The sequence below is a fragment of the Nocardia acidivorans NBRC 108247 genome, from assembly GCF_001625085.1.
Lineage (GTDB): Bacteria > Actinomycetota > Actinomycetes > Mycobacteriales > Mycobacteriaceae > Nocardia > Nocardia acidivorans.
Map to the genome: position 1 here is coordinate 17,934 of NZ_BDAW01000101.1, position 13,706 is coordinate 31,639.

Here is a 13,706-nt window from a genome sequence, read left to right on the forward strand (position 1 = left end):
TCAGCTCCTCCTAGACCTGGACGAAATGCGCGCCGGATTGCCGACCCGACGAGCATGGTCAGTTGCCCTTCAAACGCGCGCCTGCCAGCGGTGTTACCGATCTGGGAAGACCAAACCACTGTGGGTTCGCGGCCGAAGTGCGGGCATAGCTCCCGCAAGCAACCGGTCCAGTGTAGCCAAACCCCAGGCTGGGTCCAATTTCGCCCCTCCGCTTCGCCGCGGGGCGGCGTTCGCGGCCCTGTAAGCCCGCTTCTTTCTGCTCCGCTCCCCCGCTCCGTCGGTCCAGAAGCGGGCCGGGCCGCCGACACCAGGGGCTGCCATCCAATCGGCGTGGATTCAGGTGTCCCTCAGACAGAAGCATTAGCGTCGGGCCGACCGAGCAATACCCGATTATCCGATATGAGGAGATTCGCGTTGACCTCCGAGCGCCCCTTCGCTCTCGATCGCCGCAGGTTCCTGATCGCGCTGGGGGTGTTGCCCGCCGCCGCGCTGCTGCCGAGCTGTTCCAAATCGGAGCCCGCGAATGCCGTGACACAACTGATCGGGCCGGATATGTCCGGATCGAATCCGGCGATCCGGCCGCAGGACGATCTCTACCGCTTCGTCAACGGCAAATGGCTGGACGAATACCAGCTGCCGGCGGACAAGGTCTCCTTCGGCACCTTCGACGAGGTGCAGGATCGGGTCCTGGACCAGTTGAAGGACATCATCACCGGCATTCACAATCCGAAATCCGGCACCGATGAGCAGAAGATCCGCGATCTGTACGACGCGCGCCTGGATACCGACGAGATCGAGAAGCTCGGCATGCAGCCGCTACAGGATCTGTTCACCCGGATCGACGGCGCGCAGACCAAGGCGGATCTGGCCAAGGTGATGGGCGCGCTGCCCGGGGTGGGTTTGATCGGACTGGTGGTCGGCGCGGACCCGAAGAACTCCAATGCCTATCTGGCCCAGGTGGTTCAGAGCGGAACCGGACTCGAGCAGCAGTACTACACCAAACCCGAGAACGCCGACAAGCTCACCGCCTACCGCACCTTCATGGCCAAGATCGCCGGTGGCGCGGGCTTCGCGGATCCGGTGGCGCTGGCCGGGCGGGTGGTGGATCTGGAGGGGCGGATCGCGGCCGCGCAGTGGAGCAATGTGAAGCTGCGCGATACCGATGCCTCCTACAATCCGCGCAGCTGGGCCGAATTGGTCGCACTCGCACCGGAATTCGACTGGGATCCGTGGTTGGCGGGCAATACCGACCGGCCCAGGAATCTGTTCGAGAAGGTGAATGTCGGGCAGCCGTCGTTCATGACCGCGGCCGGACAGCTGTGGCAGCAGGTCGATATCGCCGACTGGCGGGACTATCTGAAGCTCGGACTGGTGCGCGGCTACGCCCCGTATCTGCCCAAGGCCATCAATGACGCCAATTTCGAATTCAACTTCACCGTCATGCAGGGTGTGAAGCAGCGGCCCGAGCGCTGGAAGTCCGCGGTGGCGACGGTGAGCGGCAATCTGGGCGATCCGCTCGGAAAAGCATACGTGGACAAGCACTTTCCACCCGCGGCCAAGGAGCGGGCGCTGGCCATGGTGGACGATCTGCGCGCCGCGTACCGGGAGAACTTCCAGAATTCGGGCTGGATGTCGCCGCCCACCCGGACCGCCGCCATCGAGAAACTCGACAAGATCGACGCCAAGATCGGGTACCCGGACAAGTGGGAGGACTACTCCGCGGTCACCGTCACCCGCGGCAAACTGATCGAATCCCTGCGCGCCATCGGCGAATTCGAGGCGAAGCGGATGTTCAACCGGCTCGGCACCCCGGTCGACAAGACCGAATGGAGCATGTCGCCGCAGACGGTGAACGCCTACTACAACCCCAGCGCCAATGAGATCGTCTTCCCCGCCGCGTTCCTGCAACCGCCGTTCTTCGACAAGGACGCGCTGCCCGCGGTGAATTACGGTGCGGGCGGCGCGGTGATCGGGCATGAGATCGGGCACGGCTTCGACGATCAGGGCGCGAAGTACGACGCCGACGGCAATCTGCACGACTGGTGGACCCCGGAGGACAAGGCGGCGTTCGAGGCCAAGACCAAACTGCTCATCGACCAGTACAACGCGCTGGTGCCGACCGGATTGCCCGCCGATCAGCATGTCAACGGCGAACTCACGGTCGGTGAGAATCTGGCGGATCTGCGCGGGCTGGAGATCTCCCTCGCCGCCTATCGCATGCTCGAAAAGCGCACCGGCACCGCGAATCCCGATTTGAAGCCGATCTTCGAATCCTGGGGCCGGACCTGGCGCACCAAGATGACCGATGAGGCGCTGGAACAGCAAATCGCCGGGGATCCGCATTCACCCGCGGAATTCCGCTGCAATCAGGTGGTGCGCAATCTCGCCGATTTCTACACCACCTACGGGGTGAAGGAAGGCGACAGGGAGTACCTGCCGCCGGATCAGCGCGTCAGTCTCTGAGCGCTGCGCCGATCGCCCGTCCGCGACAGACCGACGCGGGCGGGCGAACCCCGGTAGCCTCGGGCGCACCATTGGCTACGAGCAGGGGTGCGGCGCTCCGCACCGGGAGGTTTTTTCGTGACTTCGTCGGGTCCGGTGCGCCTTGATCGCCGCGCTTTTCTGATCGCACTCGGGCTGGTTCCGGCCGCCGCCGCACTGGCATCGTGCACGAAAGACACAGCGCCGAAGCAGTTGTCGGGTCCGGATCTGGCGGGGGTGGACGAGGCCGTCCGGCCGCAGGACGATCTGTACCGGTACGTCAACGGCAAGTGGCTGCGCGACTATCAGCTGCCGCCGGACAAGACCAGTTACGGCGCGGGCAGTGAGGCCGCCGAGCGCACCCAGGATCGATTGCGCGCCATCATCGACGGCATCAAGGATCCGAAGCCGGGTTCGGAGGCGCAGCAGATTCGCGATCTGTATGACGCCCGGGTGGATTGGGACACCGTCGAGAAGCTGGGCCTGACGCCGCTGGCGGATCTGTTCGACAAGGTCGATCACGCCGCGACCAAACCCGAGCTGGCGCGCGTGATGGCCGAACTGCCCGGCAGCGGGCTGATCGGCATCGGCGTCGCGGTCGACCGCAAGAAGTCGGACAGCTATGTGCCGACCGTGGGACAGGCCGGGATAGGACTGGACGAGGAGTACTACCGCAAACCGCAGTACGCCGAGATCCGCGCGGGCTACCGCACCTATCTGGAGGAGACCGCCAAGGCGGCGAACTTCCCGGACCCGGCGGGTATGGCGCAGCGGATATTCGATCTGGAGACGCGGATCGCGGCGGCGCACTGGGACAGCGTCCGCACGCGGGACGCCAATGCCAGCTACAACCGGATGACCTGGACCCAATTGACCGAATTGGGAAAGGGATTCGATTGGGAGCCCTGGCTGGCGGGTCAGACCGACCGGCCCAAGGAGCTGTTCGCGGAGGTGGTGGTCGGGCAGCCGTCGTTCGTGACCACGGCCGCGCAGATCTGGGCCGACACCGATATCGCGGTGTGGCGCGAATATCTGAAGCTGGGTCTGGTGCGCGGTTTCGCCCGGTATCTGCCGCTGGCCTTCAATGACGCGTACCTGCGCTTCTTCGGCACCATGCTGCGCGGGCAGAAGGAACGGCCCGAGCGCTGGAAGTACGGCGTGGATCTGGTGGACTCGCAGCTGTCCGAACAGCTGGGCAAATTGTATGTGACACAGTACTTTCCGCCCGAGTCCAAGGATGAGGTCAAGCGGATGGTGGACGATCTCATGGCCGCCTATCGGGAGAACTTCCGCACCAATCGCTGGATGACCCAGCCCACCCGGGACGCGGCGCTGGCCAAGCTGGACAAGATGCGGGTCAAGATCGGCTACCCGGACAACTGGGTGGACTACTCGCAGTTGAAGATCGTGCGCGGCAAGCTCATCGAATCCCTGCGCAATATCGGGGTTTTCGAGAACAAGCGGGATTGGGATCGCCTGGGCAAGCCGGTCGACAAGACCGAGTGGAGCATGAGCCCGCAGACGGTCAATGCCTACTATTCGCCGCCGCTGAACGAAATCGTCTTCCCCGCAGCGTATTTGCAGGCCCCGTACTTCGACAAGGACGCGCAGCTCGCGGTGAACTTCGGCGCGGTGGGCGCGACCATCGGCCATGAGATCGGGCACGGCTTCGACGATCAGGGCTCCAAATACGACAGCGACGGCAATCTGCACGACTGGTGGAGCGCCGATGATCGCAAGGCGTTCGACGCGACCGCGGATAAGCTGGTGGCGCAATTCGATCCGCTGGTCCCCGAGGGCCTGACCCCCGATCAGCATGTGGACGGCCGCCTCACCCTGGGCGAGAACCTCGCCGATCTGCGCGGTCTGGAGATTGCCCTGGCCGCCTACCGCATTGCCGAAAAGCGTGCGGGCAATGACAATCCGGACTACCGGACCATGTTCCTGTCCTGGGCGCGCGGCTGGCGGGTCAAGATGACCAAGGAGCTGGCGGCGGAATCGCTCACCGACACCCACTCCCCCGACGAATTCCGTTGCAACCAGGTGGTTCGCAACCTGCCGGAGTTCTACACCGCGTTCGGCGTACAGCCGACCGATAAACTCTTCCTCCCCGAGGATCAGCGCATCACCTTCTGAAACCCGCTGTCCGGGTAGCGCTTTCGCACCGCGCTACCCGGAGAAATGTTCCTCCACCAGTTTCGCGGGCGCGGCCTGCCGCCAGGAATCCACGACGATGGCCTCCAATTCCTCCCGATCGTCCAAGGCCGCCAACCTAACCCGCACCCATGCCCCACCCGCCTCGTGCGGAGCCACCCAGAACTTCTCCGGTTCCGCCAGCACCAGTTCATTGCGCTCGGCAATGGGGCACCGCACCGCCATGGACGTCTCCCCCTCCGGCAATGTCAGAAACAACTTCCCCTTGACCCGAAAGGTGGGCATCTCCCACTCGAACCGCTCCCGCACCTCCCCCAACGACAGCGCCACCACCCGCACATCCTCACCGGTCACCCGCATACGGCCGATCTTCCCAGGCGGGTACGACAGCGAAAAGGGCTATCCGTCGGCGTTGGCCAGGGCCGGTTACAGCCTGTCGAGGAGGTGCGGCAGGGAGAGGGGGGTGGGGCGGTTCAGGGCGCTCAGCTCTTCGACGGTGAGCAAGACGGCGGGCGTGGCGAGATCGTTGAGGTACGCGATCGGGGTGACGCCGAGTGACTGGGCCGTGTCCAGCCATTGGTTGCCCAGGGCCGCAATCCGTTTGGGGACGGTGGCGAGGGTGGTTTCGCCGAAGGCATGGGTAATGGTGACCGGGGCGGGGTGCGGATGCGACGGGACCGGTTGGTTCGTTGTGTTTCTCACAGGCGGCGGCGAACAGGGCAAAAAGAACAGCGCAGGCGACCAGGATTACTCGCTTCCGGGGCGCTGAGCTGCGGACCGACCTCATCGCGACTCTCTGTCGAAAGCTGTTGCCTGTTCGATCCCCGATGGGACTGCCTATTGTGTCCCGCGTCGATTAGGTTAGGGTTGCATAAGTCATTGTTCGGGGGTGCTAGCGATGGAGCCTAGGGTGCCGGAGAGTCTTTCCGCGATGCAGCGGCATCGACTCGTGGACGAATGGGCCAACGGAGTCGAACTGTACGACGTGCCCTCGGTGGAATCGCTGATCGAATGCGGGCGTCGCGTGCCCGTGCTGCGTACCGCGGTGCGACACGGCGGTCACATCCTGACCTATGCCGAACTCTTCGGACGGCTCGATGGCTCCGCCATCGGCACCGCCGGTCCCAGTCTGGACGGTCTGGCCACGCTGCTGTGCGATATCGCCGAAGCCACGCAGACCGATTCGCCCCTCTCCTTCGGCGCGTCCGGCATCTCGCTCACCTCGGACGCGCTGGCCGCCGCCGCGGATGATCGCCGCGCCGTGGTCGCCGATCACCGTGAGACCCGGATCGATCGCGCCTTCGGCTCGGCCGATGTGCGCCTGTTCGCCACCCGCTGGGATTGCGCGGACGCCGCGGTCGAACTGCTCGCCGCGCTCGCGGACGGCGCGACCCTGGTATTGGCCACCGAGGCGCAGCGCGATGATCCGGTGGCGCTGGCCGAACTCATCTCCACCTGCGCGGCCACCCATGTGGTGGCCCCGGTCGCCATCCTGTCCGGGCTGGCCGATCGCCCGGCCCCGGCGCTGCCCTCGGTGCGGCGCTGGGATGTCACCGGAACCTCCTGCCCGGCGGTGCTTTCCGGGCTGCTGCGCGCCATCGCCCCCGGTTCGGTGGCCGGATTCGCCTACAGCGCCGCGGAGTACGCGGGCGTCGCCGCGCGCGGACCGCTGGACGGTTCGGGCCGGGTACGGCCGATTCCGGGCGCGCGACTGCTGGTGCTGGACGCGTCGCTGAACGTGGTCGCCCCCGGTGAGACCGGCGAGGTGTACCTCGGCGGCGCGGCGCTGGCCGCGCACGCGCCGGGATTCGTGGCGGACCCGTTCACCACCGGAAACCTCTGCCGCACGGGCGCGCGCGGGCATTGGACCGCCGACGGCTGGCTGGTCTTCGACACCGCCGCCGCGGGTGCGGATGCACTGGTCACGGCCGCTGCCATGGACGCGGCCGGCGCGGCCACCGCGGCCGATCGGATCTCTTCCGGCGCGGATGACGAAGTCGGTTACGCGGCCTGAACTTTCCGCCAATAAACACCGGAACCTCTTCGATCCGCACTGCGGATGTGATTCTCGGCGATATTGTGGAAATCACCCAATGGCCGCCGAGCGCGAGGACGCGCCCGGGGTGCCTGAATTACGGTCGCACCGTGCGATAACGACGGTGACGGTCTCGCCAATGGTGCTGGAGTCGTCCACGCCGAATCTTTGTGCGTTGTCACCGAATCACAGGCATCGGCCGGTGCGATGATCACCAGGCGTTCAAGAACTCGAGCGTGCTGTCGGACCTGAGGACCGGTTCACCCGCGCTATGACGCGCACGGTGAACCGGTCGTCCACTGCGGCATAGTCGCTTTCGATCTGCCACCGGAGTCGGCCGCCAGTGTCGTCACCCGAAATCCCGGGTCTCGACGGTGTTCCGGAAGGAGTGGCCATGAGCGCCGCATTCGAATTCGCATCCCTCGACCGCGATCGGTTGCACATCGCGATGGTGGTGCCCCCGTACTTCGACATCCCGCCCAAGGCATACGGCGGCGTGGAGGCCGTCGTCGCCGATCTGGTCGACGCCCTGGTCGATCGCGGGCACGAGGTGACACTGCTGGGCGCGGGTGTGAACGGTACCCGCGGGCGGTTGATCCCGCTGTGGGATCGGATTCAAGCCGATCGGCTCGGGGATCCGTTCCCGGAGGTGGTGCACGCGTTGAAGGTTCGGCGGGCACTGGAGCGGCTGGCCGCGACCGGACTGGATGTGGTGCACGATCACACATTCGCGGGTGCGCTGAATACGCCGGTCTATCGCGATCTGGGCCTGCCCACGGTGGTGACCGTGCACGGCCCGGTGAACGGCGATCCGTACCTGTACTACAGCGAGCTCGGCGAGGAAGCGCACCTGGTGGCGATCAGCGATCGCCAGCGCTCGCTCGCACCGGATCTGAATTGGGTTGGCCGCGTCCATAATGCGCTCCGTGTGGAGGATTGGCCCTACCGCGCGGAGAAGGACGACTACGCTCTGTTCCTGGGTCGGTTCACCGAGGACAAAGCGCCGCATCTGGCGCTGGAGGCCGCGCATGCCGCCGATATCCCGCTGGTACTCGCCGGAAAATGCGCCGAACCGCCCGAGCTGCGTTATTTCGACAGCGCGGTACGGCCATTGCTCACCGAGCGCGATCACATGTTCGGTATGGCCGATGCCGTGGCCAAACGTGCATTGCTCGCCGGGGCGCGCTGCCTGCTGTTCCCGGTGCGCTGGGAGGAACCGTTCGGCATGGTGATGATCGAGGCGATGGTGTGCGGCACCCCGGTGGTGGCCCTGCGCGGTGGTGCGGTCGCCGAGGTGATCGTCGACGGTGTCACCGGCCGGATCTGCGATGATCCCGCCGAATTGGCCACGGCCGTCAAGGAAGTGCAGACCTATGATCCGGCGGCCATGCGCGCGCATGTGGTCGACCATTTCGGCGCGGACACCCTCGGGCGCGGGTACGAGGAGATCTATCAGCGGGTGGTCCGGGGCTATCGGCCGCGCCGCGTGGGTCGCACCACCGCCGTGCACGGCTGGTCCGCCAATGCCGCGCATCAGTCCCTGCCCGCCCCGCAGCGTTCGGCGGGTACCGGGCCGGGGCGGGGCTCCGGATCGACCACATCATCGAAGGGGAGAGTCTGAGTGAACGAAGAGGTTCCGACCGTGCTCAACGGGGGTGAACCGTCCGCGCTGGGCGGTGCCGGCGGTGCGGTGACGCTGGTGGAGGGCAGTACGTTCTGTTTGTCGGATCGGCTCGGCGATGTCGAGCCGGGTACCCCGTACGGACTGTTCTTCCGCGATGCCCGGGTGCTGTCCCGCTGGGAACTGCGATTGGATGGGCAGCGGCCGGAGCCGCTGTCGGTATTGAGCCCGGAGGCCTTCACCGCCCGGTTCATACTGCGCCGGCCTCCCCGGGTCGGCGCAGCGGACAGCACGGTTCTCATTGTGCGAGAGCGTTTGGTAGCGGATGGTCTTCGGGAAACCATCACGGTCGAGAATATGGGTCGCGAGACCACGGCGGTGGATCTGCAATTGCTGATCGACGCCGATTTCGTGGATCTGTTCGCGGTGAAGGAAGGGCGTACGGCGAGTGCGCGCGCGGAAATCCTGGTCACCGATCTGGAGCTGCTACTAAACGACCGGTCGGATCGTTCGCGGGGACTGTCGGTCTCCTCCTCGGAAACGCCGGTGGTGCTTCCGGGTTCGCTGTCCTGGCGGGCCGTGGTGCCCGCCGGTGGCAGCTGGCAGACCGAGATCCTGGCCCAGCCCACCATGGGCAGCCAGACCATCCACTCCCCGCTGCGAGTCGGCGAGCATTACGAATTCAGCGAGCCGAGTCGCAAGATCGCGGCCTGGCGCGATACCGCCACCAATATCACCTCCACCGATCCGCGGTTGGCGTTGGTATTGGCGCGCACCGAAAGCGATTTGGGCGCATTGCAGATCCATGACGACAATCGGGGCGGGCGGCCGTTCGTGGCCGCGGGCGCGCCCTGGTTCATGACGCTGTTCGGCCGCGATTCACTGCTCACCGCGTGGATGGCGCTGCCGCTGGATGTCGGGCTCGCGCTGGGCACCATGCAGCAGTTGGCCGAGATGCAGGGGCAGCGGGTGGATCCCATGACCGAGGAGGAGCCGGGCCGCATCATGCACGAGATGCGGCGCGGTCCGGCCTCGGGCGCGGTGCTGGGCGGTGAGACATACTACGGAACCGTGGACGCCACACCGCTTTTCGTCATGCTGCTGGCGCAGGCGCGGCGCTGGGGCGCGGAAACCGAGGCGGTGCAGGCGCTGCTGCCGGCCGCCGATGCCGCGCTGGCGTGGATCGCGGATTACGCCGATCGCGACGGTGACGGGTTCGTGGAGTATCGGCGCGCCACCGATCGCGGGCTCATCAATCAGGGCTGGAAGGACAGTTTCGACGGCATCAATGACGCGGCCGGACATCTGCCGGAACCGCCGATCGCGCTCTGCGAGGTGCAGGGGTACGCCTACGCCGCACTGCTGGCCCGCGCGGAACTGGCCGAGGAGTTCGGGGACGGCACCACGGCCGGACATCTGCGCGACCGCGCCGCCGAATTGCGCACCAAATTCGCCGAGGCGTTCTGGTTGCCCGAAAAGGGTTGGTTCGCCGTTGCTTTGGATGGCAATAAACGCAAACTGGACGCGCTCACCAGCAATATCGGGCACTGCCTGTGGTCGGGAATCGTCTCGGACGAGCATGCGGCGGAGGTGATAAAGAAACTCTCGGCCGCGGATATGGATACCGGATTCGGTTTGCGCACGCTCTCTTCCAAGATGGGCGCGTTCAATCCGATGAGTTACCACAATGGCTCGGTATGGCCGCACGATACGGCGATCGGTGTGGCGGGACTGCTGCGGTACCGGCATATTCCCGGAGCCATCGAATTGGCCACCCGGCTCGCGGAGGGCCTGCTGGACGCGGCGGGCAGTTTCGGCGGGCGGCTGCCCGAATTGTTCTGCGGTTTCCCGCGATCCAAGTTCGCGGCACCGGTCCCCTATCCGACCTCCTGCTCACCGCAGGCGTGGGCCAGTGCTGCGCCGCTGCTGCTGGTGCGGTCGTTCCTGGGGCTGGATCCGGATATCCCGCGCCGGACGCTGACGGTGCTGCCCCACCTGCCCGAACGCTGGGGGCGGGTGGAACTCACCGATCTGCGGCTGGGCGGGGCGGTCATCGATCTGGTGGTGGAGGGTGACCGCGTCACCGCCTCCAACCTCCCCGACGACTGGAGGCTGGTGACGCACTGACGGGCGAATCGTCGACGACGGTTCAACTTTCGGCCGCGGCGCGGTAGCCGCGCACGGCCAGCACGCCGAAGACGGCGGCGAGTCCGAGTGACCACGCCGCCGTCTGGAGCAGTGGGGTGGCGACCGGGCCGCCCAGGATGAAGCCGCGCATGGCTTCGATGGCGCAGCTCATCGGCTGGGCGCGGACGATCGGCTGGATGAGCTCCGGGTAGTTGTCCAGGGGGACGAAGCCGGAGTTGAAGAACATGCCGATCAGGACGACCATGGCGGCCAATTGGACCACCTTGTCGCCGATTCGGCTGACGCCCACCAGGATTACCGCCGGGGTGAAACCCGCGATGACCAGGACCGGGACGGCGAGCACTCCGAACACACCCGGCCAGCCCTGCTGGAAGCGCAGGCCCAGCAGCAGGCCGATCAGCACCACCACGAGGGTGACCACGGCGGCGCGGGCGCATTCGGCGAGCAGGCGGCCGAGCATGGCCGCCGAGCGGTGGATGGGGAGCACCCAGAAGCGGCGCAGCAGACCGCTCTGACGTTCGCCGTAGAGGGACAGGCCGGTGCCCATCGCGCCGTACATGGCGCCGGCTACGGCGATCATGGGGACGAAACCGTAGATGGGGTCGGCGTCCGAGGACAGGCCCAGCGAGCGGTCCAGCACCAGGTCGAACATGAGCAGCAGCAGGACCGGGAGCACCAGGGCGCTGGTCATCACCTCCTGCTGGCGGGACCAGCGGCGCAGCAGGCGCCCGGTCTCGATCAGCACCTGGCTCGGGAGGGAGCCGGAGGTGGTCGTAACGGGTTGCAGCACAGCGGCTTCGGCATTCACGCGCGTCGTCCTTCCGCGCGGGTGGCCAGAACCGCGCCCACGATCAGCAGGCCCGCGATCCACAGGGCGGCCACGCCGAGTTCGGACGGGTAGCGGCCGTCGGCGAGACCGCGCAGGGCCGAAGTCACCTGGGAGACGGGCTGATTGCGGGCCCAGCCTTGAATCCAGCCCGGAAAGCCTTCGGCGGGGACGAAGCCGGTGGAGGTCATGATCAGCAGGAGCTGGGGTACGAACAGCACGGTGCCGCCGAGTTCGGGATTGCGGGTGGCGGTGCCCAGGGCATCGGCCGCAATGACGACGACGGCACCGAAAGCCAGTGCTACCAGGACGAATACCAGCGCGGTGACCGGATCGTGGAAACGGAAGCCGAACGCGATACCCACCACCAGCGCACTGGTGAGGGCGGCACAGCCGCGCAGCAGATTCGCGGACATTCGCGCGGCCACCGGCACCCATGATCGCACCGGCAGCGACCGCAGCCGAGTAGCCATACCGCCCGCGACCTCACGCCCCGCGCGATCGGCGGCGAACATGGCGGTGAAGAACATGGCGTACACCGCGACCAACGGCAGCAGATACTGCGCGAAGTCGATTCCGGTGGCGGACATGGACTTACGCAGTGGGATGTAGAAGCAAACGTAGATGGCGACCGGCGCGGCCGACGCCAGCACCACATCACCCTCACGCAGCGCGGCGCGAATTCCGCGCTCGCTCAGTGCCGACCATTGCAGTCCGGACGGAACACGTTCGATGACAGCCTGATTCATGCGAGTGCCTCCGAAGGCCGGGGCCGACGTCGTGAGGCCGCCTCGGCACATTGACGGGTCTTCGGCCGGGCTCTATCCAATCCCGTTGCTGTGCCGTCGGTATGGATCCCGGCCAAAAGCGTGCCGGGATGACGGAGGGTGATGTCACCCGCACAGGTTCGGGAGGCGATGTCACCCGCACAGGTTCGGGAGGCGACGTCACCCGCACAGGTTCGAGAGGCGACGTCACCCGCACAGGTTCGGGAGGCGATGTCACGCGGACGGGTTCGAGAGGTGATGTCGCTCGCGCGGGTTCGGGAGGTGATGTCGCTCGCGCGGGTTCGGCGGGCGGGTGTGGGAGGTTGGGTCGCGGTTCGATTCATGCCGTCACCTCGGCGGGGGTGGGCTTGGTCAGTTCGATGAAGACCTCGTCGAGGGAGGGGCGGCGTAGGGCGATGTCTATCAATTCGATTCCGCTGCTGTTGATTCGGCGCAGGGCCTCGGTGAGGGTGGCGGCTCCGCCGGGGGCGGGGAGGGCGACGCGATCGGCGGAGTCGGGCACGGTGACCTCGCCCAGGGTGGAGAGGGTGGTCACCAGGCGGGGGACATCGGCGGCGTCGACGGGGACCACTTCGCAGTAGCTGGAGCCCGAGCGGGCCTTGAGTTGGTCGGCGGTGCCTTCGGCGATGACGGTGCCGTGATCCACGACAATGATGTTGTCGCTCAGGGCATCCGCCTCCTCCAGGTACTGGGTGGTGAGCAGGACGGTGACGCCCTGCTGTTTGAGGTCGCGCACCAGGGCCCAGAGGCTTTGGCGGCTGACCGGGTCCAAGCCCGTGGTGGGTTCGTCGAGGAAGACCACGCGCGGTGGGCGCACCAGGCCGCAGGCGATATCGATGCGGCGGCGCATACCGCCGGAGTACTGGCCGACGCGGCGGTCCGCGGCCTCGGTGAGGGTGAACTGCTCCAGGAGTTCGTCCGCGCGGGTACGGGCCTGTTTGCGGCGCAGGCCGAGCAGGCGGGCGAAGAGAACGAGATTCTCACGGCCGGTGAGCATTTCGTCGAGTGCCGCGTACTGCCCGGTCAGCATGATGGAGGCGCGCACCTCGGTGGGCCGGCGCACCACGTCGTAGCCCGCCACCACCGCGCGGCCCGCATCGGGCTTCACCAGCGTGGACAGCACCGAGACCGTGGTGGTCTTACCCGCGCCATTGGGGCCGAGCACGCCCAGCACGCTGCCCGCGGGTGCGGTGAAGCTGATGCCCCGCAGGGCCCGCACCGCCCCGAAGGATTTGTGCACGGACTCGACGATGATCGCGTCCTGCGGTTCGGGCACCGTGTTCTCCATCCTCGTCATTCAGGTATTCCCCCTGCTTCCTTGGTATTTCGGCGGTGTGCGACTAGCCGAGCAGTGACACCACTTCGTCCAGTGAGGCCCCGCCGAGGATCGCGGTGACGGGCAGATCCCGCTGGAGTTGGGTTTCGATGAGCTTGCGCAGGTCCAGGGCTTGCAGGGAATCCAGGCCGAGCGCCACCAGCGGCACGGAGCCGTCGATGGGTTCGGTGGTGTCCAGGCCCATGACCAAGCGCAGGGCGTCCTGCACCCGGGTGGTGATGTCCTGCGTGGTGAGCGCCGCCGCGGCGGCGACCACCGGGGATGCCGTGGCGGTGGCCCCTGCCCTTGCCCTTGCCCCGGCCCCGGCCCCGGCCCCG

11 protein-coding genes are annotated in these 13,706 nt (G+C 66.7%); 5 read left to right on the forward strand and 6 right to left on the reverse strand.

What is annotated here, in order from left to right:
* Positions 1–414: 414 nt before the first annotated feature.
* Together NA10_RS32775 and NA10_RS32780 are read left to right on the forward strand one after the other, a co-directional pair.
* Positions 415–2,463 carry a M13 family metallopeptidase gene (locus NA10_RS32775; RefSeq protein WP_245678139.1) on the forward strand — a complete coding sequence of 683 codons (2,049 nt, stop codon included), beginning with the start codon at positions 415–417 and terminating at the stop codon, positions 2,461–2,463.
* A 117-nt stretch (positions 2,464–2,580) separates the two neighbouring features.
* Positions 2,581–4,617: a M13 family metallopeptidase gene (locus tag NA10_RS32780; RefSeq protein ID WP_067574591.1), complete on the forward strand. Its 2,037-nt coding sequence runs from the start codon at positions 2,581–2,583 to the stop codon at positions 4,615–4,617.
* Between the two features lie 33 nt (positions 4,618–4,650).
* On the opposite strand, the gene NA10_RS32785 is transcribed toward NA10_RS32780, so the two are convergent.
* Positions 4,651–4,995 carry an MmcQ/YjbR family DNA-binding protein gene (locus tag NA10_RS32785; RefSeq protein ID WP_067574592.1) on the reverse strand — a complete coding sequence of 115 codons (345 nt, stop codon included), beginning with the start codon at positions 4,993–4,995 and terminating at the stop codon, positions 4,651–4,653.
* Between the two features lie 66 nt (positions 4,996–5,061).
* Positions 5,062–5,337 (reverse strand): hypothetical protein, encoded by a 276-nt coding sequence (locus tag NA10_RS32790; protein WP_067574593.1) that lies wholly within the window; start codon positions 5,335–5,337, stop codon positions 5,062–5,064.
* 208 nt (positions 5,338–5,545) lie between these two features.
* Here NA10_RS32790 and NA10_RS32795 point away from each other — a divergent pair, with 208 nt between their 5' ends.
* The 3 genes from NA10_RS32795 to NA10_RS32805 all read left to right on the forward strand — a co-directional run bounded on the left by NA10_RS32795 (position 5,546) and on the right by NA10_RS32805 (position 10,418).
* Positions 5,546–6,649 (forward strand): AMP-binding protein, encoded by a 1,104-nt coding sequence (locus NA10_RS32795; RefSeq protein ID WP_169812689.1) that lies wholly within the window; start codon positions 5,546–5,548, stop codon positions 6,647–6,649.
* A gap of 415 nt (positions 6,650–7,064) precedes the next feature.
* Positions 7,065–8,291 carry a glycosyltransferase family 4 protein gene (locus tag NA10_RS32800; protein WP_067574601.1) on the forward strand — a complete coding sequence of 409 codons (1,227 nt, stop codon included), beginning with the start codon at positions 7,065–7,067 and terminating at the stop codon, positions 8,289–8,291.
* Entirely contained in the window at positions 8,292–10,418 is a 2,127-nt protein-coding gene (locus NA10_RS32805; RefSeq protein ID WP_067574595.1) for an amylo-alpha-1,6-glucosidase, read from the forward strand.
* 22 nt (positions 10,419–10,440) lie between these two features.
* Here NA10_RS32805 and NA10_RS32810 read toward each other — a convergent pair whose 3' ends face one another.
* From NA10_RS32810 to NA10_RS32825, 4 genes are all read right to left on the reverse strand, one after another.
* Positions 10,441–11,247: an ABC transporter permease gene (locus NA10_RS32810; protein WP_067574596.1), complete on the reverse strand. Its 807-nt coding sequence runs from the start codon at positions 11,245–11,247 to the stop codon at positions 10,441–10,443.
* Complete coding sequence (locus tag NA10_RS32815) at positions 11,244–12,014, reverse strand: ABC transporter permease (protein ID WP_067574597.1); 771 nt, start codon at positions 12,012–12,014, stop codon at positions 11,244–11,246. Before NA10_RS32815 ends, NA10_RS32810 begins: the two co-directional genes overlap by 4 nt.
* A gap of 358 nt (positions 12,015–12,372) precedes the next feature.
* A complete protein-coding gene (locus tag NA10_RS32820) occupies positions 12,373–13,350 on the reverse strand; it encodes an ATP-binding cassette domain-containing protein (protein WP_084515624.1) in 978 nt (325 codons plus the stop codon).
* A 43-nt stretch (positions 13,351–13,393) separates the two neighbouring features.
* Positions 13,394–13,706, reverse strand: a 313-nt coding sequence (locus NA10_RS32825; protein WP_157556908.1) for an acyl carrier protein, incomplete at its 5' end; no start/stop codon positions are given.